Annotated in this window: 11 protein-coding genes; 6 read left to right on the forward strand and 5 right to left on the reverse strand. The window is 41.8% G+C overall.

The window, feature by feature from the left end:
* The 5 genes from P8O16_RS11105 to tnpA all read right to left on the reverse strand — a co-directional run bounded on the left by P8O16_RS11105 (position 1) and on the right by tnpA (position 15,319).
* Positions 1-8,739, reverse strand: a complete 8,739-nt coding sequence (locus tag P8O16_RS11105; RefSeq protein ID WP_300314619.1) for an ATP-binding protein — start codon at positions 8,737-8,739, stop codon at positions 1-3.
* Between the two features lie 8 nt (positions 8,740-8,747).
* Positions 8,748-12,620 carry a sensor histidine kinase gene (locus P8O16_RS11110; RefSeq protein ID WP_300314621.1) on the reverse strand — a complete coding sequence of 1,291 codons (3,873 nt, stop codon included), beginning with the start codon at positions 12,618-12,620 and terminating at the stop codon, positions 8,748-8,750.
* A gap of 512 nt (positions 12,621-13,132) precedes the next feature.
* Positions 13,133-13,876, reverse strand: coding sequence for a DUF6090 family protein (locus P8O16_RS11115; protein WP_300314624.1), 744 nt, complete (start codon positions 13,874-13,876; stop codon positions 13,133-13,135).
* 33 nt (positions 13,877-13,909) lie between these two features.
* Positions 13,910-14,713, reverse strand: coding sequence for a DUF6090 family protein (locus P8O16_RS11120; protein WP_300314627.1), 804 nt, complete (start codon positions 14,711-14,713; stop codon positions 13,910-13,912).
* A gap of 141 nt (positions 14,714-14,854) precedes the next feature.
* The gene (gene tnpA / locus P8O16_RS11125) at positions 14,855-15,319 is read right to left on the reverse strand and encodes an IS200/IS605 family transposase (protein ID WP_300314629.1); all 465 of its coding nucleotides are present in this window, start codon (positions 15,317-15,319) and stop codon (positions 14,855-14,857) included.
* A 435-nt stretch (positions 15,320-15,754) separates the two neighbouring features.
* On the opposite strand from tnpA, the gene P8O16_RS11130 reads away from it, so the two are divergent.
* The 6 genes from P8O16_RS11130 (at position 15,755) to P8O16_RS11155 (ending at position 26,553) form a co-directional block, all read left to right on the forward strand.
* On the forward strand, positions 15,755-19,006 hold the full coding sequence (locus P8O16_RS11130) for a S41 family peptidase (RefSeq protein ID WP_300314632.1): 3,252 nt from the start codon (positions 15,755-15,757) through the stop codon (positions 19,004-19,006).
* 276 nt (positions 19,007-19,282) lie between these two features.
* Positions 19,283-20,911 (forward strand): long-chain fatty acid--CoA ligase, encoded by a 1,629-nt coding sequence (locus P8O16_RS11135; protein ID WP_300314635.1) that lies wholly within the window; start codon positions 19,283-19,285, stop codon positions 20,909-20,911.
* A 154-nt stretch (positions 20,912-21,065) separates the two neighbouring features.
* The gene (locus tag P8O16_RS11140) at positions 21,066-22,697 is read left to right on the forward strand and encodes a M28 family peptidase (RefSeq protein ID WP_300314638.1); all 1,632 of its coding nucleotides are present in this window, start codon (positions 21,066-21,068) and stop codon (positions 22,695-22,697) included.
* 65 nt (positions 22,698-22,762) lie between these two features.
* On the forward strand, positions 22,763-22,927 hold the full coding sequence (locus P8O16_RS11145) for a hypothetical protein (RefSeq protein WP_300314641.1): 165 nt from the start codon (positions 22,763-22,765) through the stop codon (positions 22,925-22,927).
* A gap of 141 nt (positions 22,928-23,068) precedes the next feature.
* Positions 23,069-23,896, forward strand: a complete 828-nt coding sequence (locus tag P8O16_RS11150; RefSeq protein ID WP_300314644.1) for a GLPGLI family protein — start codon at positions 23,069-23,071, stop codon at positions 23,894-23,896.
* 101 nt (positions 23,897-23,997) lie between these two features.
* Positions 23,998-26,553 (forward strand): hypothetical protein, encoded by a 2,556-nt coding sequence (locus P8O16_RS11155; RefSeq protein ID WP_300314648.1) that lies wholly within the window; start codon positions 23,998-24,000, stop codon positions 26,551-26,553.
* Positions 26,554-26,596: the final 43 nt, after the last annotated feature.

Raw genomic sequence — 26,596 nt, forward strand, 5'->3', positions numbered from 1 at the left:
TTAGTCAATTGGTAAAAAAATATTCATTTCCGTCCCGGCCCCTACAGTACTACTGACCTGAAGGGACCCCCCATGCGCCTTGATGATATCATGTGTAATACTCAGTCCCAGTCCTGTTCCTTCGGTGCCTTTTTTGGTAGTGAAGAAAGGTTGAAGAATTTTATCTTTGATCTCAGCCGGGATTCCAGGTCCGTTATCAGCGATTGAAAAGATGACTTTATCCTTTTGTAAAGAAGTTTTCACGGTCAGCTTTGGTAAGTATCTGTTGCCATCTTCGGTCTCCCGACTCCCGTCTCCCGTCTTCAATTTATCCCGCATGGCATCAAAGGCATTGTTGCAGAGATTCAAAATAACTCTGGAAAAATCCTCGCTGATCAAAGTCACGTCTCCTACTTTCGGATCCAGCTGGAGATCGATATCTACATTGATCGGAGCTTTGCCAGCTCGCATACCATGGAAAGATAGATTGACAAATTCTTTGACCAGGGGATTGAAAGCTTTCGGCTCTCGTTTGCTGCCTGAAGCTCGGCTATGCTGCAACATCGAAGTCACGATGCTATCGGCCCGTGAACCATGCTCATGAACTTTGGCGAGGTTACTTTTTACGTCATTTAGAATCGCGACAATCTCTTCCTTGGCATCTGAATCTTCCACATTTTCAAGTTCTTCAAAGACCTCTTCGATCAGCTCCCGGCTGAGATCGGAGAAGTTGTTGACAAAATTCAGCGGGTTTTTAATCTCGTGGGCAATGCCGGCAGTAAGCTGTCCAAGACTGGCAAGTTTTTCTTGTTGTATAAGTTGTTCTTGCGCAGACTTCAATTCCTTGAGTGCTTTTTCGGCGCGAGCTTTGGCTTTTTTAAGCCGCTTTAAATCCTCTCTGGCTTGTGAGAGATCCTTGAATCGTGAATAGGCTAAAGAGAAAACCAGTGCAGCTCGGCGCAACAGGTCCCAACTTTCGGTCGATATCTCTCCCGGAGTAGCAGCTCCAATGGCTCCGTTCGAAAATTTGGTCAAGTGATAGGTACGTTCCGGTATTTCGGTTCCGTAGTATCCCTCGAGTTTTGGAGATTGGTGTGCACAGTAATTGATCCACTCTACCCGATTTTCTCCTTTCATTAAAATGGAAGTTTTTGTCTCATCACTTTGGTAGAAGTCTAGCATTTTCCTTCCTACCCAAGTGTCTTTGTAGTTGAGGTCAAAATGGTCTGCCGCATAGGTTTTGGTTCCTTCCCGAATATCCTTGATTGAATACCAGCATTCTGCCTTTCCAGCAATATCTTTATTGATATAGATCGAGCTGGTTTCCAGCTCTTCTACTCCCAACAATCCCATTTCTTCCCGCATGACTTGGGCTACTTCAATGAGTTCTTCGGGCTCCTGCATAGCCATTGCCCGAGCCCGAACCCGCTCCAGAGCAAGTTCAATTTTGGCTTTTCTGGTCTGTTTTTCAGAGGTGAGTAAATCCTCGAATCGTCGATAAGCTAGATCAAAGACACTGGCAAAGCGAACCAAATTGCCCATAGATTCTTCAGGAGGATTAGGCACTTGTCCAGGGAGACTAAAGCCGATTTCACCATGAGTAGTCCGTGCGATGACAAAGGTCAGGCCTCCAATGGCCATAATATCTTCTTTAGTAGGTGCATGAGGGTCAGCCTGTTCATATTTGCCGTAGGTATTCATCTTATCGATATAGTCCCATGCCTCGTGTCCATTTAAATCTAATGCAATGGTGGGGGAACCACTCTTTTCCCATGCGGCTAGACGGGGAATTTCATCGTGTACAAACTTGGGCACCGAGATAATCATCCCCACTCTTTCACCATCTTCAGAGGTCATCGACATCTCATAGCTTTCTGGAGTCCATTTCATATGCCAGAAATAATCCGCTTCATGTCCCAGATTGACAAATTCCTTTCGCATGGAAACTACGATGTCAAAGAGTTCATCGGAATGAGTCATAGACGTCACTTGAGCTCTTATTCGTTGGAGAGAAAGTTCCAACTTTGCCTCTTTGGCCTGAGCCTCTGCTTTTGTGAGGTCTAAGAAACGAGTGTAAGTCAAGTCAAACACTTGCGCGAAACGCTTAAAGATTTCCTCCTCCTCGCATGGCACTTCTGTTATAATGACCAAGTATCCCGTCTTGAAATAAGCAGCATGTAGTCGTTGCCAATCAGGACGCGGGATTCCAGCACCTTCCATATCTTCAAAAATTTGCTTTGCAATCGGAATGTTCATGAGCCAGTCATAGTGGTCGAGGAGCTGCTCGTTTTCAAGTGTGACAGTTCGATAAGCATCGCCCATTTCCCAACCTTTATAGAGATTTTCATGGGCAAAGTCTCCTACATTTGGAAGGGAAAAAGGTTGGATCAAACCATTGTCTAAACTGAGCCACCATTCATCTTCTTTTCGGCCTTTTTCACAAAGCACAAATCCACAAGTCCAAAGATTGTCAACTAGGGTATTAAGCTCACTGAATAATACAGTAGCAACTTCACCCAATTCCTCGGCTTTTTGCATACCCATAGTGCGAGACCGAACTCTCTCTAAAGCCGCCTCTATGCGTGCTTCCTTGGCTTGTGCTTCTGCTTTTTTCAGGTCTAAAAAGCGGGTGTAAGCTCTTTCAAACTCTATAGAAAAGCGTTTTAAGATGGTTTTCTCTTCATCAGAAAGCCTCCTCCGGATATTGATCCCAAAACATCCATATCGCATGTATGCCTCAGAATAGTAAATTCCATCGGGGAAAGATTCCGCTTTCAGTTTTTGGGCTCCTGTTAGGAGCTCCTTCCAAACATCAAAGAAGCCAACAATTTCTCCGGGAGGGACAAACTCTTCCAGGATCACCTCTGGAGTTTCCAAAGCTTTTAAGCAAGTAGCAGTATAGGCTTCGGATTTATCCATTGGATAAGTGACCTGTTTACTTTTCAATATGGTTTTGCCCTTTTGATCCTCAGTCCAACTCGCCCAAAACTGGTGAGAGCTAGTGGATTCATCCGGCAACCATACATAAGAAAATTCTGATGAGATATCCAGACGAAGCAACTGTTCTTGAAAGACTTCCGAAACCGATTTGATTTCATCTGAATGTTTCATCAGCATACTTTGCGTACGAGTGCGCTCAAGTGCAGCCTCGATTTGGGCTTTTCGCGCTTGTGCTTCTGCTTTTTGAAGGTCTAAGAAGCGGGTGTAGGTTTGGTCGAAAACCTTTGCGAAGCGATTGAAAATGTCGTGTGCATCCGGTACAGGTTCGTAGGTGATGAAGAGTAGAAAACCGTGAGAGAATTTACAGAGGTGGTTGATTTGGTAGGTGGGTAGGGAAAGTCCCTGTGCCTCAATAGCAGAAAATGTGGGTTTTAAATCCGGGAAGGATTTCATGTGATCATAGTGTTCTACAAGCGCACTTCCCCCAAGCTCTTGCACCATAAAAGTGTCTTTGCTCTTAATAAAAGCTCCCATTTCATCAAAGGATGATTCACCAAATAAGCGAAGTTTAAAAGGTTCCTGAAGAACGCCTTCACTGCTCATCCAACCGGCAGCAGATTTGCCGTCTTGGGCAATAATGTTGAACCCACTGCTCCACGCAGGTACTCCTAATCCCTGCACTTCCAAAAACAACAGGTTGGCAACCTCGGGCAATTCCTCACTGCTTTGCATACCCATGGTTCGGGAGCGGACTTTTTCGAGGGCTGCTTCTATTTTGGCTTCATGTGCCTGCGCTTCTGCTTTTTGAAGGTCTAGGAATCTGGTGTAGGCTTGCTCAAAAACATTTCCAAATCGTTTAAAGATAGCATTCTCGTCTTCGCTATAGGGAATAAGATTATAATTGCCAATAGTGAGTATCGTATTTTTCATCAAACACTGAGACCTTGCAAATCCAGGCGAATCCAGCAAAAAGTTTATGCTTTCTGGGTTAAGGCTTCCTGGTTCAGAGTGATCAAGCAAGTGCTGCAAAAACTGTTTGTTTTCTTCACGGGTGAGGATATCGGAACTAAAATTAACTCCATCATTGCGGGCTTGTAGAGGTCTGGTAAAACCTGGATTATCCAAGTAGGGTACGTTTATGAATAAAGGCTTTGGCAATCCGGGAGTGGCCAACCAGAACTTAAGACCCACTTGTTTGGCATCAAGTCCAAAGCTGACATTATGAAATCTGAATTGTAACTGTTGCAATTGCTCTGACACCACCAAAATAACCTCTTCTAACTCCTCGCTTTTATGCATGGCCAATGACCGACTTCGAACTCTCTCCAAAGCCGCTTCAATCTGAGATTCCCTTGCCTGTGCTTCTGCTTTTTGTAGGTCTAGAAAACGGGTATAGGTTTGTTGGAAAACTTTCCCAAATCGTAGGAGTACTTGATTTTCTTCATCTGTAAAAGTTGTGGTGGTATAGTTTTCAATATACAGTCCAACATTATCCAGCAACACAGTGGAGATCGAAAGACCTTCTTGGGCAAAATAGAAGTCCTGCGTTTCTTTAGGTAAATCTGGAATTAAGGAAAAGAGGTCTTGATAAAATCTGTTTTTAGTTTCAAAGTCTAACAGGTTAGCAAAGAAGTTTTCTCCTTTTGCCTTGGCTTCCAGATAGCTGTTCCAATGAGGTGAATCAAAATAGGGAAAGGTAATTTCTGAATGAAACTGATTAGAATCAGCCAGCCAGATATTCATGTCCTCCCGGTCTTTATAATCCATGATAAAGCCGGTATGCTCTATAGGGATTCCCAAGCCAACAAATTGTTGGTACACTACCTGAATAACATCCTTCAGTTCTGAAGAATTTTGCATAGCCATACTTCGACTTCTCACCCGCTCCAATGCCAATTCAATCTGGGTTTCTCGGGTTTGATGCTCTGCTTTTTTCAAATCCTCAAATCGCTTATATGCCAGATCGAATACTTTCGCAAAGCGGACTAAGGTACCCATAGCTTCCTGAGGAGGATTCGGAACAGATCCCGGGAGGCTAAATCCAATCTCCCCATGAGTAGTACGCGCCATGACAAATGTCAAACCGCCGATATGGCGAATATCATCCAAGGTTGGGGCTTGTGGATCAACGCGCTCAAAATCCCCCCAATTGATCATTTTTTCAACATAGTCAACCGCAGTTTCTGTCTCCATTGCTAAAACTAAGATGGGCTCAGAGCCTTTTTCCCAATCAGCTACCAACTTGATATCTCCATGAATTCGTCTTGGCAAACTCATCACCATACCAATCTGAGTACCATCGCCTGAAGTCATGGCTTTTTCATAGGAATCGGGAAGCCATCGCATATGCCAGAAATAGTGAGCCTCATGTCCCAAAGCGACAAACTCACTTCGCATCGTCACCACAATTTCCAGAAGCTCTGTTGACTCTCTCATGGATGCGACTTGTCCTCTGATCCGTTCGAGTGCTGCCTCAATCTGAGCTTCCCTTGCTTGTGCTTCTGCTCTTACCAAATCGAGATAGCGTCGATAGGTTTGTTCAAAAAGTGCACTGAACCGTTGGGTAATGTGAATCAATTCGGGTTGGAATTCCCGGGGACTAAAGGCATAAAAAAAGCCATGCTCGAAGATGAAACAGTGTTGGATCTCTCTTTCGGGTAATTTTTCGATCGGGATCTGAATTTTATAATCCGGAGCATTATTCAGCATGCGGTAATAATCCGGCAAATCCTCTCCTTCCAACACATACTTGTGAAATGGAACTTGCTCCAGCCAAGCCTGACGGGCTTTCTGTAACATGGGATGCCAAGCCATATCGATGTTTCCAATATGCATGTTGACATCCTCTCCAGTTTTGCGGGCCGTCCAAAGCTGATTGTTTTCATTCTCATGGTTTAAGATACCGATCCCAAATCGGGTCCCTTCATCCACCCCCAATGCTGTGAGTTCAGAGAACATTTTGACCACACATTTTCCCACGTCATCACTGCTATGCATGGCCATAGTCTGTGCTCTGACCCGCTCCAGAGCCGCCTCTATCTGCGCTTCTCGTGTTTGTGCTTCAGCTCTCTTAAGATCTAGGAATCGAGTGTAGGCTTGATCAAAGACTTTGGAAAAACGTTTGATGATATCAATTTCATATTCAGTTAAGGGAACGCCTGAATAATCAGCCATTCCGATACAGGAGTTTTTCTGAAAAGCCTGCGAGTGAGTATAGAATTTTTGAGCGAAAACCCATTTGGCCTGCTCCTCTAAACCTGCTATCTCAGCAGAGGTAAAGGAGGTTTCGAAGAATCTTTTGAAGTAGCTGTTTTTTTCTTCTTCGCTGTACGCCTTGGAGAAGAATTGTACACCCGCTTCTTTTGCTTCATAAAAATCATCAAGTATTGGGTGCTGAAAATAGGGTGTAGAAATGTAAATATTACCAACGTCTTGGGAGGCAATATATTGATTGAAGTCCTTTGACACTGAATCGAGAACCACCACTATGGCTATACGAGATTCCATGGAAACCTCCAGTTCATTAAATTTCCTATGAATCTCTAGGATGACTTCGCTGAGCTGGTCACTTTTGGTCATCGCCAATGATCTACTTCTCACTTTTTCCAAGGCAGCTTCTATTTGTGCTTCCTTAGCCTGGGCTTCGGCTTTTTGAAGATCGAGGAAGCGTGTGTAAGCTTGGTCAAAAACCTTAGAAAACCGCTTTAATATAGCTATATCAGGTTCGGATAGTGGCTTTCCCACAAAATCGTTTACCGCTACGATAGATTTACCTGATGGAGCCATCGTGACCGAGTAGTGGGAACTTTTGCGAATCATTCGCTCCACTTCGGAAGGTAGGTTAGTTAATTCTGGAAGCTTTAACACAACATCGTAAAAGCTATCTTTTTCGGCTACGGAGTACTCTCCTTTGTAAAAAGCAAGACTCTCTTCGTGGGCACGGATATAATCATTGATGATGGGATGATCAAAATATGGAAGATGATACTGATTGATGACCAGACCAGTTCCCACATCCCCGCAAACAAATACATCCATATCCTTTGAGTCATCTGTAAAAGTCTGAATCGCCACTGCGGTAGATGGAATTTGGAGTTCGTTTAACTTTTCGAATAGCACCTTGACAACTTCATTGAGCTCCTTACTATTGTGCATAGCTAAAGAACGACTCCGTACTTTTTCTAACGCTGCCTCAATCTGCGCCTCTCGAGCTTGGGCTTCTGCCTTTTGAAGATCTAAGAAACGGGTGTAGGTCTGTTCAAAAACTTTGGCGAAGCGTTGAAAAATGGCATAGGCTTCAGGGACTGGCTCATACGTGATAAAAAGGATATAGCCATGGTTGAAGAAGGCTATATGATCGATTTGATAAGTAGGCAATGCGATCCCGGATTCCTTCAGGGCTTTCAATGAATCTCCCATCACTGGGATGGTTTTCAAATAGTCATAATGAGCTTTGCATTCTCCCTCTGCAAACTCCTTCACATAGAATTTTTCTCCCTGCTGTCCCCTTTCATAAAAATCTAAGAAGAATTGTTCTCTGGGAGTTTTGTAGAAAGGCAAACTTCCATTTGCACTGCTAAACCATTCGTAATCGCCTGCCTCATCCTCGGCATAGATATGAAAGGCACAGCCCCAGGTTTGGATCCCTAGACTTCGCACTTGCTCATCCAAAAGAATTGAGGCTTCCTCCAGTTCAGAACTGCTATGCATAGCCATAGTCCTGGCACGTACTCGCTCTAGTGCCAATTCGATTTCTGATTCCCTTGCTTGTTTTTCTGCTTTTTGAATATCCCGAAATCGCTGATAGGCTAAGGAAAACACTTGATGGAAACGCTTGAATAAAGCCAAACTTTGTTCGTCCAAGGATCGATAAAGCGTGATCCCAAGACCGCCTTCTCCAATCGAAAGAAAACAATACCCCAGCTCCTCTGACTTATCCAAAAGCGGATCATCCAAATGTTTTTCCCGCTTGCGATGCGTACGAAAATCAGCTAGCTCCTTCCCAGTCAATGCTCCCAAAAAGTGACTATCGCGAGCGGCAAGCATCTGATCGACCATTTGCTGCTCCACGGGGCTTTTGCGGTATTCAGTTCGCTCGATGATGTCTCGGTCGTAGCTTGGGAAATATTGATAGCACAGGTAAATCTCTTCCTTTGATTCGATGAGTGCGGTTTGCAAATTTCGGATCTGACCTACGCCAAAAGCCTCCAATTGCTCGGCAATAATCCGACAGACCTGAAGCATATCATCGGGAGTTTTCATGCCCATAGCCACTGCTCGTACTTTTTCCAGAGCCGTTTCAATCGCCAGCTCTTGATTTTTTCCTTGCAGCTCAGAGGTCCGTTGATCCACTGCGGCTTGAAGACGCTTGTTTTCAGCTTTGAGTGCATCTGCGGCAAATGCTTCTCCTTCAGTGGCCTTCATATCTGGATAAGATCCATGCTGATGCAAAGCAATCCAACCAGTATCTGTTTTTGACATAAGGGAAGACATTCGAAAAGGGCCGTAAAAAGTCCATTCCCCCTCTATTTTCACATAGAGATCGGTAAACTCATTGACCATCAAATAGTCACGATAAGGTAGGACTTCTATCGTTCGATTGCGGAACTCCGCCTGACCGACCATTTGATCCTGCATAGCATAGCTATACTCCAGAATTTCCTGTTTGCTATGCCAGATCTCTTCTTTAGTCCCACCGATATTATAGTAATCATCCGCAACAAAGGTGGCCCAGTGATCATAGTCACCATTGATATAAGTCTTCCAGAAAGTGTCGAGCCATTGGGTTAGCTCAGCTTTTATTGCTTCAGTAATCTTCATTTAAATCTTTATTTGATCGGTAAAAAGATGATCATTTCAGTTCCCTCGCCTTCGATACTCTTCACTCTTAAATCCCCACCGTGTGCTTTGATGATATCATAGCTCAGGCTTAAGCCAAGGCCAGTACCACTTCCGGTGGGTTTGGTGGTAAAAAAAGGTTGGAAGATTTTGTCTTTGATCGCTTTGGGAATTCCTCCACCGTTGTCTTTGATGCAGATTTCTACTCCTCCTGCATCACCTGCTAGTTCGACGAGTCGAGTCTGAATAGTCACTTTTGGTTTGTAGGTCACATCCACATTGCCCGCATCTTTTAAGTCATTGGCTTTTTTGCCTACCGCATAAAAGGCATTATTGATCAGGTTCAAAATCACCCGACCCACATCCTGTGCGACTACATTTACATGTGGAAGATTAAAATCTAATTCCGAATCAAAGTCAGCGGTAAAGCTTTTGTCTTTGGCGCGAAGCCCATGATAACTCAATCGTAAAAACTCCTCGGCAAGGGCATTTAGATTAGTCGGTTTTTTGTCACTTGCATTACTTCGGCTATGCTCCAGCATACCTTTTACAATACCATCAGCTCGCCTTCCGTGGTGTTTGATCTTGGAGAGATTCTCTTTCAGGTCATCAGATATTTCCAAGACCATTTTCATATTTCCTTTTTCGATCTCCTCCCTCATTTCATCAATTAGTTCTTCACTTACTTCGGAGAAGTTATTCACAAAATTCAGCGGGTTTTGAATCTCATGGGCTATACCTGCGGTAAGCTCACCGAGAGAGGCCATTTTCTCTGCCTGTATAAGTTGTGACTGGGTTGCCTTCAAATCCGTGTAGGCCTTCTCGATTTCTTTGGATTGGGCCACCTCCCGCTCCAGGTTTTTCGCTCGCTCCATCATTTTAATTCGTCTTTTCAAACCAGAGTACCCGACGAAAACCATCAATCCGATGAATAAGAAATAAAGTGTATAAGCCCACCAAGTTTTCCACCAAGGTGGAAGCACAACGACCGAAAGAGATTTTCCAACGTCATTCCATACGCCATAAGCATTGGACGCGATCACTTTGAAGGTATAGGTTCCAGGCTCGAGATTGGTATATGCCGCAAAGTTTCGGTTGTCATAGATCCAGTCTTGATCCAAACCTTCAAGCATATGAGCGTATTGATTTTTGGTTGGGTTTGCATAATGAAGCGCCGCAAATTCAAAGCTCAGATCATTCTGATCATGGCGCAGGGTGATTTCATCAGCGGAAAGCAGATCAACTTCCAATGGCGAACTCTCACCCATATCATAGACTGAGCGATTGGAAATTAAAAGATTGGAAATAATTATAGAAGGCGGGATTTTATTAGAGGCGATAGTCGAAAATGTGGTCAATCCATGATCACCCCCAAAGTAAAAATTGCCGTCTGGGGTTTTGTCTGCAGCAAGCGAAAGAAATGATTCTCCACCCAATCCATCGTCTTCGTTGTAGTTGATGAAAGTAACTTTGTCCAATGCATCATTTTGCATCATTTGGATCAACCCGCTTTGGGTAGAAAACCACATTTCTCCATTTTCCCCTGGCAAAACTGTTTCTAAAATATTGGTAGACAAGCCATCCTGCTCAGTGTATTTGGTGATCACACCACTGGCGATATCCAAGACATTAATACCTCCGTAGGTAGCCATCCATAGCAATCCATTTTCATCTTCCAGGACATCCAAGACTTGTGGACTACTCAAGGTCGCAGGATCAGCAGGGTCGCTGATGTAATATTGGACAGCGTTGGTTTCGGGATCGATCCGGGTGACTCCGGCATTGGCACTTGCTACCCAGATGTATTTTTTACCGATCTCGATATCTGAGATATTCCCATCCTGAATAATGATTTCGGCTTTTTGCTCATTGACATTCACCACAAGAGATTGGCTTTCTATCCGGTCTTCTTGCTTGAAAATTGCGATACCATAGAGCGGAAGAAATTCAGGCTCGGGAGCATTCCAGCTATCGTAATGATGGCTGTCGTCTGAAGAATATCGAAGTGCATAAGTGCCGGGATTCAATTCGGTTTGGGTAATTTGGAGTCGGTTTTTGATACTTCCCCCTGCCCAGAAGGTGTCATCTATGGTCTCTACCCGCTGGATGGATTCACCCGTAGCATTCTGAAGCCATCCATAATCTACCATACTTGCCAGATCTCCTTCTCCTACCCAGACTACATAGTAAGTACCTTTTTCGGTGATTTGAAATTCTTGAGTGAGTTCCTGGTTTTGGGTGACCTTTTCGATAATGGCGAGTGCTTCCTTATTTTCTAGCCATTTTTTGGTCTGTGCCAGGATTTCATCCGGATAGGTTCTGACATATTTGCTCACCAGTTCATTGAAGGATTCGCTCTTTGGATCCAAAATGGTAAGCCCACCATTGGTACCCACCCAGAGTTTGCCTGTCCGATCTTCCCGAATCACCCGCACCTGATCATTGACGAGGCTATTCTTATCATCGGGGTCACGTTTAAATCGTTTGACCTCTTTGTAATTCTTATCCATTTTGATCAATCCATCTCCCCAAGTGCCTACCCAAAGTGTCCCGTCATTTTGCTCGTACATGGATCTGGCAGATCCACCAAACATATCAGCAGAAGAAGCGAAGTTTACTTTTTGAATAGATTGATCAGTTTCATTAAGAATATTGACCCCATTTCCACGGGTTCCGACGAAGACTTTTCCCGGGGTGATTTTGGAGGCAAAAAGCCCAAATGTACCTCCTTCACTTAGCGAGTTGGGATTTTGAGGGTCATGGCTGTAATATTTGAAAGGTTTATTTACAGGATCGTATTTGAAAAGTCCATTAGAGGAAGATCCGAACCAAAATATCCCACTTTTATCTAAAATCAACTCGGTAAATCGAATCGTCCAACCTCCTGCTGTTACTTTTCTATTGTCTGGGATGATGATTTCCTGATAGTTATCTGAATTCCCTTCAAACTTCAAGACTCCTCTGAAATTGTTCAAGACCCAGATATTGCCTTCTCTATCCTCTTTGATGGAATTTAAAAAATTCGCGATATCGATATTGTTGTAGTCATAGGTAACAATCGTTCTTAGCTCATTCGTCTTGGGACTGTATTTGTAGATACCCTGTCGAGCAGTTATCCAGATTGTCCCGTCTTTGTCTTCGTAGAGTTCAGATATGGAATTCTCAAGGGTATTCAAATCATTTTCTTCTTTGAATTTTACAGGAATGAAAGTTTCAGAATTCTTTGCCAGACTCATTAGGCCATGAGTCGAAGATCCTCCCCAGATCGTTCCGGCTTTGTCTTCATAGAGCACCATAGACATTCCATCATGAATTGCTTTTTCCCCATTGACATTGGCAAAAGGGGCTCTTACCCAAGTGTCATTTTCAGAATCATAGCGAATAATATCCTGCGAAATAGTCGATGCCCAGACTCTCCCCTGTGAATCACTCAGAATATTAAAAACCCTGCCGCCTCCAGGGATTTCAAAAAGCTCCAAAAAATTGTAATTCCTAAACGTATTTTTAGCTCTGTCCAAAAAGGACACTCCAAGCTCCGTAGCAATCCACAGATTTCGATCTTGATCTTCTACAATATCCCACACGAGATTGTGCGGAAGGCTAGTCGAATCGCCTAGGACATTTCGGTAGTTTTTCCAGGTATAGCCATCATAGCGCTGCAAACCATTGGCGGTACCTATCCAAATAAGTCCATAGCTATCCTGCATCACATCCATTACCTGAGGCGAGGCAAGGCCATTGGAAATAGAGATGGTTTCTAGCTGAATTTCCTGAGCTTTCAGGTTCGACACAAAGAAGAAAAGGAGTAAAATTGGAAGGAACTTTACTAGACTAACTCTTGCTGTTAATTTTGTGGATATCATATAATCTAAGATTTTAAAAAAGATTGAGTCGGGAATCGAGAGAAATTAGTAATCAGGCGGTTGCTTTATTAAAATGCTAAAAAAGAATTGATTTAGACTTAAATAGTATTTGAATGGCTTGATTGGAGGATCGAGACTTGAAAAAAATGTAGCAAATGTTATTTTAGTCATATCTAAAAATAATACTATTTCAACATAAACCTTATTCTCCTCAAAATAAAGGATTATGCCAAAAATTCCGCTTTAGACTAGCTAAAAATTGTATTTTTTCAATTTGATCTTCAAGGTTTTAAAATTCCAAATTGGTTTCACTAATAGGCAATTTGAAGGATTTCTTATAAATGCTCTTTAGTCAAAGTTTTCGAAGGAAGTTGAGCTTGATTTATTATTTCAGATCAACTTCGATCAAAGTCCCGATTCCCACCAAAAATATTTCCCCGATTGCGTAGGCCAGGTACCGGGTCACCCAGTTTTACAGTAGGAGTTTTGGCGGATTTTGCGAAAGAAGGAGATCATAATTTCTGGGTTGCTTTGAGGATTTCTTCGATCTTTCCAATGGTAATTTCATATTGAAGCTTTAGGACTGCAGCCGTTGCCAGCTTGTCATCTACAATGTTTTCAAAACGGCGATCTTTTAGTAATTCTTGATTACTGAACCCTAATTTGGATCGATTAAATAATTCACTGCCTATGGAACCTGTGTTATCAATATTTCGGAGTGAGCTATATTCGCGAAGGTATTCGATAAAGGCATCAGAACTCTTTTGGCCTTCTGATTTTAATTCCTCCAAATTTTCATAGTGTCGTTCCCATCCAAAAAGAAGTAATTGAACCTTCTCATCTGAAAGCCGGGAAATTTGACCGGAATTTTTCAAATCATTCAAGACGTATGAACTTGGGTTCCAAGTGAAATTGGGAAAAGACATTAGAATCAGACTATCGAGTAAAAATTCGTCAGGAGACGTGGCCTCTCCAAAAAAATCTAATATTTGCCTGCTCGCTACCAACTGAGAATCTATCCTAGCGATGTCTCTGTTTAATTCGTTTAGGTTTTCGTCAAACTCATTATGCAGGGCGATTAAGATCCGTCTTTCTTGCTCCAAGGTCTTTCTACCTTCATTCCAATTATTTACTTGCAGGGCAATCAAAATCCCAATCACAACTAGCAGGATTTCCCTCAAGGCGTAGACCAAGTATCTAGTGACCCGGTTCTGGAAGAGGAGTTTTTGGCGGATTTTGCGGAAAAATGAGATCATTCTCTTTCGGTATTTTTCTTCTTATAAGGGACTTTATTTTGGGGATTGCTCGAGCGAAGCATCAATATGCGTGAATATCTTCTCGATGAATTGGAGGACATATCTTGCCGAGTGGGCTGCGTCTTCAAGTAGCACGTTTTTGATTGCAATCCGATTGGCGAGTTCTCGTCCCCAAATCGCTTCCTCATCCGATGAGAAGCGCCTGTTGACAGGAGTATTTTTATAACCTGGAGAACCAGGGAGACCGGGATAATCCCAATTGACATCTGATTCGCTACCATAGATGGAGCTGACATTGAATCTAGCTATAAAGAACTCTGTTACCTGCCCAGCCCATTGTTCTGCAGCCCTTTCTGCATACCCGTTTGCAAGGGAGTTGGCTGTCTCGAATTCAGACAAGGCTCTCCGTAGCTGTTCACTTTGAAGAATGGAAAGTTTACCTGAGTTATTAAGGTCGGTATAGGCTGGAACCTCAACTCCAAAGGGGACATCGATGAACGACTTGCGTAGCATGCCGACAATGCTGTCACTAGGTATGCTGCCAGGGGTTTCGGCAAGAAGGGAAAGAAGACGTTCATTGTGGTCAAGTTGCTCCTGTACTGCACCTAAGATGAACCGAAATGATGATTCTGCTGACTTGAAATCAGTGCGCAAAGCTGCCAGATAATGACGTTCCTCATTTTTTTGCTTTCTACCTTCATTCCAATTATTTACCTGAAGTGCAATCAAAATCCCAATAACAACTAAAATGATTTCTCCAGCTGCATATGCTAGATAGCGGGTAACCGTGTTTTGTTGAAGTAGTTTTTGACGGATTTTGCGGAAAAAGGAGATCATTAGTATTGGAAAAATTGAGGTCTATAGTATTTATGTGTTCTTAATAATCCCGTAGGGATTACCGATGGGTAGAAAAGCCATTGAGACAATAACAAGTCGTGCCGTAGGTACGCCATATAAAAGGAGAAATAATCCATTTCTTTAGGGATCAATTGGCTTGAAAAGAAATCTTTCATCATAGTCAATATCGTGGATTCTTAGCAGAGATAAATATTCTTCTGAAAAGGATTGCTTTTTATGGTGTTCTTGTTGATCCTGAATGTAATGGATGATCCTCGGGACTTGGCTTTTTGAATAAGGAAATTCTCCATAGCCTTCCTGCCAAGAGAACTTCCCGGTTGATAATTTATTAAGGTTAATCCATTTAGATGAATCCTGTTTTACCTGTTTCATCAAGTCCGACATTGATTGAATGGGTCTCATTCCGAAAAGCACATGAATGTGGTCCGGCATTCCATTAATTTGAAGCAATTTGTGGCCATTTTGCTGGATTATTCCGGAGATGTACCGGTAAAGCTGATCTTTCCATTCCTCTGAAATGAGGCTTTGGCAATTTTGTACCGCAAATACTGCTTGAATGTGAATTTGTGTGTAGGTATTAGCCATGGCCATTTTATATGTTGTACCTAACGGCACAATTGTAAAAAAACACTTGTTGAAATGCTACCCATAGTGAGTCCCTAACGGGACAAAATATTCCTATTACTAACAATTGCATCTCTCCAATCACGTAAGCTAGGTATCGAGTGACCGTGTTAGCCTGAAACAGGGATTTGCGGATTTTCCGGAAAAATGAAATCATGGTTAAAAAATTAACTTAACTGGAGACTTAAATAATCATGTTTGATATGTTCAAAATACAAGATCGAACTTGGATTAAGTATATCGACTGTCGATTTTTTGCATTTTTTTTTAAACTCTTGAATTAAAGCCTCTATTCGAGACCTAGTAAATCATAGTAAGATTGAATTTTATACCAAAGGCATGGGGAATTCTACCAGATCAATTAGATTGAGTCTTTTCTGATAAAATCTAGAAACCATGTCAAAATTCTTTCTTCCACTATTACTCCTCATTTGCAATTTTTCTATTGCACAAACTACTAGAGGCTATTTTATGCATCCGGATCTCAAAGGAGATCAATTGGTCTTTGTCGCTGAAGGAGATATCTGGCGAGTGCCTACTTCCGGTGGAAACGCCATACGATTGACTTCACATCCCGGTGATGAGTCGGATCCAAAGATTTCCCCCGATGGCAAATGGGTCGCCTATGCTGCCAGTTATGAAGGACCTACTGAAGTCTATGTGATGCCAATCGAAGGTGGGCTTCCAAAGCGATTGACTTTTGAACCTTCTTCCTCGATTCCCACTGCTTGGAAATCGGCTACAGAAATTGCCTATGTCACCAACCAATATTCTACTCTGCCAAAACTCAACACAGTTACAGTCAATGTGTCAAATGGAGCGAAAAAACTTCTCCCTTTGGAAATGGCCGCTGAAGGAAGCTTCTCTGCAGATGGCTCTACTTACTTTTTTGTTCGCCCGACGTTTCACAATAATGTCACCAAGCGCTACGAGGGAGGAACCGCTCGCCAACTATGGAAGTACAGTGATGGAGCTGCTGAGGCAGTAAAATTGACAAAAGATTATAAAGGTGAGGATCATCACCCTGTTCCTCATCAGGGCAAAGTTTTCTTTCTCTCCTCTCGCGATGGCATTGTAAATGTCTGGAGTATGGATGAGAACGGGGGTTCCCTTACCCAAATCACCAAAGAGCCAAGCTTCGATGTACGTGAATTTTCTATTTCCGGAAATCAACTAGTCTACCGCGTCGGAGCAGATTTAAAATTGATGGACTTAGGAACTGCTAGTGCAAAGACTCTTGCGATTCAGCTCGTCTCAGACTTTGATCAGCTTCGTGAAAAATGGGTGGATAATCCCATGTCCAATCTTACAAATATGGCAGTGTCCAACGATGGCGAACGGGTGGTGATGACCACACGTGGCCGTGTGTTTTCTGTTCCGGTGAAAGATGGTCGAACCGTCCGCCTCAGCCGTAAAGACGGCGTGCGCTATCGGGATGCTATTTTTTCTCCTGACGGAAAATCGATTTTAACCTTCTCTGATGAAAGTTCGGAGTTTGAAATCCATGAGTACAACAGTCTGGGAATGGATCAAGGAAAGCAAATTTCCAAGAATGGAACTACACTGAAATTTGATATGCGTCCTTCTCCGGACGGATCAAAAATAGCTTATCGAGATTTGAATGAGACTATTTGGATCATGGATAAAGCCACTGGAGCTCAAACCAAAGTGACTGATTCAGATGAAAGTATTACCTCAAGCATGGCTTGGTCTCCTGACGGCAAATGGCTTGCCTATGCACAAGCGGCAAGCAATACTTTTTCGCAAATCCATGCTTTCAACATTGACAGCAAGAAGCGAATTGCAATGACTTCCGATCGGGCAAACAGTCTAAGCCCACAGTGGAGTACAGATGGTAATTGGTTGTATTTTCTTTCGGATCGAAATTTTGAAACTGTCATCGGAAGCCCTTGGGGAACCCGTCAGCCGGAGCCTTTCTGGGAGAAGCAGATGAAAATCTATCAAATCGGATTGAAGTCTGGCTTGGTTTCTCCTTTCTTTTTCAACAATGAGTTGCAAAAGGAAGCAGAAAAAGCTCCCGAAAAAGTGACCGTAACGATCGAGGAAAATGGACTTCAAGCTCGACTTCGGGAAGTGCCTGTTTCAGCTGGAAATTATACAAATCTTATCGTAACAGACAAAGCAATCTATTTCCATGAAATCGGTCCTGGAATGGGCGTAATCTATGGTGCAGGTGCGAGTGGCGATGACAAAGCACCACTTATGATGGTACCGATTTCTAATAAGCCCGAGCCAAAAGCTTTTATCGATAATGTCAGAAACTATACTGTTTCGCTCAATAATAAATACATTCTGGTCCGAAGCGGATCAAATTATTCTGTCGTGGAATTGGGAACATCACCAGTTTCTGACTTGTCCAAAACAAAAGTTGACTTCAGTGGAGTAACTTATTCCATAGATCCTCGGGAGGATTGGAAGCAAATCTATACCGATGCATGGAGAATGGAGCGCGATTATTTCTATGATGCCGGAATGCATGGTGTGGATTGGGATGCGATGTATCAAAAGTATCTTCCTTTGGTAGATCGGGTGACTACACGAGCAGAGCTTTCGGATGTGATTGGTGAACTGGTAGGCGAACTTTCCGTGCTCCACACTTCCGTAAGAGGTGGTGACTTGAGAGACGGAGAAGACAATATTAATTTCGGGATGCTTGGGGCAAAACTTGGTCGAAACGAAAAACTGAAAGGCTATTCAATTGATCATATCTACTTGTCTGATCCAGACTATCCAAATGAGATGTCTCCACTTGCGCACCCAGATTTGACTATTTCTGAAGGTGATATCATCACGCATATTGATGGCGTAGCGGTGATGGAAGTACCGGATCTCTATTATTTATTGAGAGACAAGGCAGGCAAGCAAGTTCGGATCTCCCTACTTTCTGCTGATGGCAAAGCCAAATCAGATCAGATTCTCAAGCCTATGTCTGCACAAGCTGAGTCCAACCTCCGCTATAACGAATGGGAATATACTCGAAGACTAGAAACTGAAGCTAAATCCGACGGAGCGCTGGGTTATGTACACCTTCGGGCGATGACGGAATCAGACATTTCGCAGTGGTATCGGGACTTTTATCCTCAATTTAAAAAGGAGGGATTAGTGATCGACATGCGCCAAAACCGGGGAGGGAATATTGATTCCTTTATTCTGGAGAAACTGATGCGTGAGGTGTTTTTCTATTGGAAAGGCAGAACTGGCGAACCTTATTGGAATATGCCGTATGCCTTCCGAGGTCATTTGGTCTTGTTGGTCGATGAATTTACCGCTTCCGATGGAGAAGCATTTGCCGAAGGCTTCCGAAGACTGGGCATGGGCAAAGCCATTGGTGGTAGAACTTGGGGTGGAGAGGTCTGGCTTTCCGGTTCCAATACCTTGTCTGATAATGGCATCGCTCGGGCTCCAATGAATGGTGTCTATGGTGAAGAAGGCGAATGGCTGATCGAAGGAGTTGGATTTATCCCGGATATTGAGGTGATCAATTTGCCGAAGGCGACATTTGAAGGGAAAGATGCGCAATTGGAAGCAGCAATCGAGCATTTGAAGGCATTGATCAAGGCCGATCCAAGACCAGTTCCACAAGCTCCAGCGTATCCGGATAAGAGTTTTAAGAATGGGAAGAATTAAATAATATATATATATCCGAAATTACCCCAGTAGGGAAATTTCATTTGATTTTTGGGCTAGAAGACCGAAGACCGAAGTTTGCCAAAACTGAGATCAATCGGCCTTTTAGGCCGTTAAATCAAGCTACTGGTAAGAAAGCGGATAATCATAAACATTATTTAGGAATTCATTTAATTGTAAAAGTCTAAATTTAAGCAACTTACAACTAGAAACTAATCGAAGTATTCTGGAATAAGCGGAACACTATTTAATAAAAACACTCTAAATTTTTGAGATATGGAAGGCTTAATGATGAATTATCCACTCACGACCACTACTATTCTGGAGTATGGGAACAGCGTCTATCATCACAAAAAGATAATCACCTATCTACCGGATGGATCGCGACATGAGTATAGTTTTGGCGATATGTATAAACGCTGTAAAAAGCTAGCCAATGCATTAACCCAGAAGTTGGGAATCAAAGAGGGCGATATGGTGGGGACTTTTGCCTGGAATCATGGTCCTCATGTAGAATTATACTATGGGATTTCTGGTGTAGGGGCTGTTTGTCACACAATAAATATTCGATTATCACTCAATCAGATCGAATACATTATCAATAACTCGGAGGACAAAGTGATTTTTGTGGATGCCAGTTTGGTGCCCCTTTTAGAAAAAATAGCGCCACTGCTCGAAACTGTAACACACTATGTGTTGATAAATGCCCCTAAAGATTTTTCAACCACTTTGCCAAATACCTTGCATTATGAAGAGTTACTGGCTGACCAATCAGAAGATTTTGAGTGGCCTGCGTTAAATGAAAATGATGCTAGTGGTATGTGTTATACCAGTGGAACCACAGGATTGCCAAAAGGAGTTTTGTATTCCCACCGGTCCACCTTTTTACACGCGACAACGATTATATCCCCAAATGCAGGAAATTTTAGCAATCGGGATACTGTTTTATTGATTGTACCACAATTTCATGTCATGGCTTGGGGTTTCCCATACTTGTGTCTGTTGTCTGGATCAAACATGGTACTTCCCTCTTCCAACTTACAGCCTGAAGCTATCATTAAGATTCTCATCGCAGAAAAAGTGAATAAGGCCAACGGTGTTCCTACCATTTGGCTTGGCGTATATCATGCCATGAAAAAGAATCCTCCAAAAGAAAAATTAGCGCTCGAAGAATACCTTGTTGGTGGTTCTGCACTACCAAAGAGCCTGATTGAAGGGTTTGAAAAAAATTTCGGAATAAGAGGTGTTCAAGCTTGGGGAATGACTGAAACTTCTCCTCTGGGAACAGTGAGTCGATTACAGCCTAAACATGATCACTTATCAGCCGAAGAACAATTAGCTATTCGTGCAAAGCAAGGCACTGCATTTCCAGGGGTAGAAATACGGATTGTAACAGATGACGGGACGATGGCTCCGGCAGATGGCAAAAGCATGGGAGAACTTCAAATAAAGGGTGCTTGGACCGTGAGCTCCTATTTTAAAACGAATAATTCTGAAAGCTTTACAGAAGACGGCTGGTTTAAAACTGGTGACGTGAGTACCATTGACGAAGATGGATATATGGAGATTAAGGATAGAACCAAAGATCTTATAAAAAGTGGTGGTGAATGGATCTCCAGTGTAGCGCTAGAATCTGCCCTAATGGCCCATCCTAAAATCAAAGAAGCTGCAGTAATCGCAATCCCAGACGAAAAATGGGTAGAAAAACCTTTGGCTTCCATCGTCTTGGTGAATGAAGAAGATAAGATTTTAGAGGAAGAATTAATTGAATTTCTATCGAGAGACTTTGTAAAATATCAGATTCCTAAAGACTATATTTTTATCAAAGAAGTCCCAAAAACAAGCGTTGGCAAATTTGACAAAAAAGAGATCAGAAGACTTTTTGCCGAAGGAAAACTTACTTAAATAGAATAACTAGCTATTCAAACAAAATACCAATATTGGACAGAAGTAATTGCTTGTTCTCAACTCCTCGAAACATGTCTGAGGAACCAATAATAATCAGGTTCAGCTTGATAAATTGTCTAAGAATGGAAAAAGTACTCAATCTCAACAGCAAATGAAAAAACATTTATTTATCCTTCTCTGGGCAATTTCATTTGGAGCTTTTGCCCAAAAAGTAGAAATCCCCGGTTCCGTAAAGCGAGCCATGAATCAAATCGATACGCTAACTATTCGAAATCACATTGCCTACCTGGCTGATGATAAATTGAAAGGCAGAAAGCCCGGAACGGAAGGTTATCAGCTAGCAGTGGATTATGTAGTCAATGAATTCAAAAAAATGGGTGTTCAGCCCGGCGGAGATCCTGGTCAATACACTCAAAAACTGATTCTACGAAATACCATTGTTGACAATTCCAGCGCCAAAGCTTTCCTTTCAGATGCGCAAGGAAATATAGATTCACTGGTTTTTGGAACCGATTTTCTTCCCTATGCTAACCCAATGGCTGCCCAATCTAAAGGTGAAGGGAAAGTTGTTTTTGCGGGCTATGGCGTAGATATCCCAGGTTTTTATTCCGATTACGAGGGCCTTGAAGTCACAGGTAAAGTAGTGGTTATGGTCGCTGGTGTTCCCGATGGAATCCCTGCCTCCACCTTGGTTTCGCATTTCACCAGTCCGGGAAATAAGCTAACTATTGCCTTTGAAAAAGGAGCAATTGGTGCGATCCTAGTGTATCCGATGAATTCATTTGCGAATTCTAATCCGGTAATTCAGTCCAATGTGGCTTTGAATCCTGAGAAAACAGTGGCTTATGGAAGAGGCTTCAATGGAAATCTGAATTTTGCTTTGACTTCAAATCGATCATTCCTGAACCAACTCTTTTTGAATTCAGGAAAAAATCTTGAGGAGACTTTGGTAGCGATGAAATCTCGAAAAAATTCCTCCTTTGAGTTTCCTTTTTCACTTTCAGCGAGCTATTCCAATACTTTTTCAGAGTTTGAAAGTGAAAATGTAATTGGTTTGATTCCAGGTTCGGATCCGAAACTGAAGTCGGAATACGTGGTGCATTCAGCGCATTTGGATCATGTGGGAATAGGCAGAGCAGAAAATGGGGACTCCATCTACAACGGTGCGCATGACAATGCCTCGGGTGTAGCTGCCTTGCTGGAGATTGCCCGAATTTATGCCAAAGGCGGAGCAAAGCCTAAGCGCTCTATTCTTATTGTAATGGTTACCGCCGAGGAAATGGGCTTGGTAGGTTCCTCCTATTTTGCTTCTAATCCGACAGTACCCAAATCTGCGATTGTTGCCAATGTGAATACCGATATGCCTACCGTGATTGCTCCTTTGCTATCCATCGTTCCCTTGGGAGCGGAGCATTCGAGTATTATAGGCAATGTGAGGTTCGCTGCTGATTACCTAAAGTTGGAAATAGAAGCAGACCCTGAGCCTGAGCAAAATCGTTTTGTACGAAGTGATCAATACAGCTTTGTGGTGAGTGGAATTCCTGCCCTGCATATCAAATACGGCAATAAATCCAATATTCCGGGCTTTGATATGGATGCCTTTATCAAGGAATGGCGTGCAAAATATTACCACCGAGCGGCCGATGGCATGGATGGGATTTTCAATTTCACCGCTGCCAAAACTTATGTGCAGCTAAATTTCTTGATTAGCTACTCCATTGCACAAAGTCCAAACAGACCGATCTGGAATCCGGGGGATTTGTTTGGATTGAGTTCAAACTAACTGTAAAATTTGTTTTTAGGGTAAAAAAAGTTATCTTAATCTTTTAGTATTGGTCGTAAATCGTAATGGATTTTATTATGAAAAAGCTGATTTTAGGTTGCTTTCTAATTTCAGGATTTGCAGGCGCTGAGACTTCCGTTTCTGAAAACATGGAAACTAAAACAACAGGATGTGATCCCTCGGATATTGTTTTGTTTCCTTCAATACTAATTGCGGATCTCATGCAGTAGACTTGGGTTGTACCACTGGGGAAATCATGGCTGATGTCATAAGTTGGGAAGAATTCCATTGTGGCCCAACGATTGCCCCATAAAAGTAATAGAAGTGAATTTTCTCTCTTTTTTTCTACTCTTAAAGTTCAATACAAAAAAATGAAAAATCTTTCTGTATTTACTTTTATCCTCGTATTGATTTCATCCATACGCTTGCATGGGCAAACAAGCAATCAAGCCTTTTTTTATTCTGCGACGTTTACGCCTGATTCCACAAATATAACTATCAAAGGAACTGATTATATGGTTTTGTGGGTAGGAGATAACTACAGCGTTTTTGAGAGTTACTATGGATACCAATTGGACTCTGTTCAAGCTGCGGCATCATCCAAAACTAATAATCCGAAAGATGTGAATTTGGATGCTTTAATAGGGTCTGTTTTGTCTATGAAAAAACCTAGCTATAAATTTAGAATTCATAAATCCTGGAAGGATGAGCAGATTACATTTTACCAAAATTTGTTTTTTGACAACTACGTATTTATTCAACCTCTCAAAATGAATGGGTGGAAAATCGAAAAGGAATTCAAAGATATTTTAGGTTTGAAATGTCAGAAAGCATCCATAGACTATTCAGGCCGTAGTTTTATTGCTTGGTTTACTGAAGATATTCCAATGAGTGACGGCCCATATGTTTTTAATGGACTTCCGGGGCTCATTTTAGAAGTGAAGGATACACAGAATTATTATAGTTTTGAACTGGTAGGAGTGCAAAAATCTATTGTAGAAATGGATAAGCGAGTTCTGCCAAAGACAATTTCGCTCTCCAAAAACCAGTTTTTTTTGACAAAAAAGGCATTGTACAAAGATGTTCGGAAGGCGCTACTTGGAAAGCCTGCTGGTTCTACTTCTGATGAGTCTATTAGGATGGTTCAAGAACGTTATGACAAATCAAATAATCCATTGGAACTGGTGGTGGATAAATGAAGGTAATATTCTCGAGTTTATTTTTTTTGCTGACAACAGCGTTCTGCTTTTCTCAGTCCATAGTTCGAGGTAAAATTATTGAAGGCTCAAAAAAAACTCCTGTGTTTGGAGTAAATATATTGGTCAAAAGTCCACTCGATTCAACCACAATTGCGTTTGGCTTTACCAATGAATCTGGGCAATTTGAGATAGAGTTCAACTCGGAATTGGATAGTGTTTTTTTGACAATTAACTCAATGACCATCCAAAAGAAACAAGTAGTCCTTTCTCCTAATGGAATACCAGTTGTCATTGAAGTAACAAGTTCCTCGTTAGACCTCAAAGAATTCACTATTGAAGGTATTAAGAACCCTGTAACCCAAAGAAATGATACCATTTCGTATGATATAAGTGGGTTTTCTACAGTAAATGATCGAGTTCTGAGTGATGTGTTGAAGCGTCTTCCTGGAATAGAAGTTATGAGTAATGGGATGATTCAATATCAGGGGAGACCTCTGGTCAAGTTCTATGTTGAAGGGTTAGATTTATTACAGGGACGATATAATCTGGCAAATAACAATCTACCGATAGACGCAATCGAATCAGTGGATCTTTTGGAAAACCATCAACCTATTAAAATTCTGGATTCCTTGGTTTTTTCTGATAGAGCCGCATTGAATATCAATCTAAAACGTAAGAATACTTGGATTGGAACTGGAAATGCAGGCGTAGGAGGGAGTCCAATTCTATTAGATGCTAAATTTTCTCCCATGGTCTTTAGAACCGATTTTCAAGCATTATTTACTGTTCAGGGTAATAATGCAGGGGAGAATTTAGAAGATCAACAGAGAAATTTGACGATGGATGCCCTACTGGATTTGTTGAACAACAGAGCAATAAAAGAGTGGTTTACATTTCCAGGGCTGGAGATGTCTGGCTTACCAAAGGAAAGAGCAAGATTTAACGAGAGCTTCCTTGGATCCGCAAATATGTTGTCTAAGAATAGTAAAGAAACTGAGTTTAGGTTAAATATAGATTTTCACCAAGAGAGTTTGCTACAAGAGAAAAGTAGTTTTACTTCTTATTTTATGCCTGGTGCTGATACAATTTCCTTTGCGGAAAATACCATGCTGGAGAATATTAGGAGAAAACTATCGGGAGGATTGAACTGGAATAGAAACACAAAGCGTAATTATTTTGATAACACGACATCTTTTGCAGTGGTCAAAAATGAAATTGATGGAAATGTATTTTTTAATCAAAACCCAATCATGGAGACGGCATCAATGCCTATGCTTCGAATTGAAAATAAGCTGAAGCTGCTAACTCCCATAAAAAATAGGCTCTTTGATGTTCGGTCAACTGTTTCTTTTCAGAAAACACAACAAACGTTAAACTTAACCTCTTCGGTAAATGATGGTATAGGCAATCCAGGCCAGTCGTACGATTTTCTCATGCAATCCATCGATTTCCAGAGATTCTTTACAACTAATTCAATTGGGTTGACATTCAAAACAAGAAATGCAATAACTGTCCAATCTTCTATTGGGGTAAGTGCATTAATGGATAAGCTGTCTAGTACCCTTTCGATTGATTCTTTATCTAGCAATAAATTGTTTGCAGTTGAAAGGAATAAGACAGATTTTACAAATCTTTCAACTTTTATCAAAAATTCGGTTGAGTACAAGAAGGGTGGCTTTCAGTTAAAAGCGGATCTACCATTTTATGTTGCATACCTAGACCGGAATAGTATTTCTACCAGGCAATCCTCCAGTTTTTTAAGCGTATATCTTGAACCTTCCCTTAATGCGAGGTACCAGATTAGTGGTAAGATTTCAACTTCTATATCATTTGCGAAAACAAATGAGTTTGGAACTGGTGAAGATTTTTTTCCCAATCCTATAATAACGAGCTTTCGGAATATAGATGTGAATGGCAGTCGTCTTCCTGAGTCTGTTAGGTCAAGGGTTAACTATGGGTTGAATTATAAGAATCCAGTAAATGGATTGTTTTTTGACTTGAGTGCTTCCTATTCTAAAACCTCGGAAAATGTAATTGCCCAGTATTCATTGGCTGATTTTGGTGGATCAACTAGGTCATTGGTGGATTTTGATAATGAGACTATTCGACGAGCATTGAGTTTAAGAGGGAGTAAGTATTTAAGTAATCTCTATACAACCCTGACTGTCAGCAGTACGATTCAGTTTCAAGAGTTTCCTCAAGTAACCAATGACGTACTTCTGGATTATTCCAATAGAATCAATACATCTTACTTTGAAATAGCGATTAAACCAAAAAATTACATTGGATTTGATATAAAGACGAGTCTTAATCTGATTAATTCGGAGAGTAATCAAAGTGGGATAGCACAAATTAAACAAGTAAGTACAGCTATGGGTCTCGATGTGTTTCCAATTCAAAATCATTTATTTAGAGCTGATTTTGAGTACGTTTCAAATGAAATTAAGGATAGCAACTCGCCTCAGCGTATTAGTTTTTTGGATTTTAGTTATCGATTTACACCTCCTAAGTCTAGAATAGATTTCAGCATTATTTGTGCTAATATTTTGGATGTGGACGTCTATAGAAGTTATTTTTCGAGCGGCTTTATTTTAGGAGTTCAAGAATTGCCATTACGACCTAGGCAGCTTTTGCTGAAGGTGAATTTTTCGTTTTAAAAATAAGAAAGGTAGTTGGTGAGGACACTAATCTGGGAGACAG

The sequence above is a fragment of the Algoriphagus sp. genome, from assembly GCF_029254265.1.
GTDB lineage: Bacteria > Bacteroidota > Bacteroidia > Cytophagales > Cyclobacteriaceae > Algoriphagus.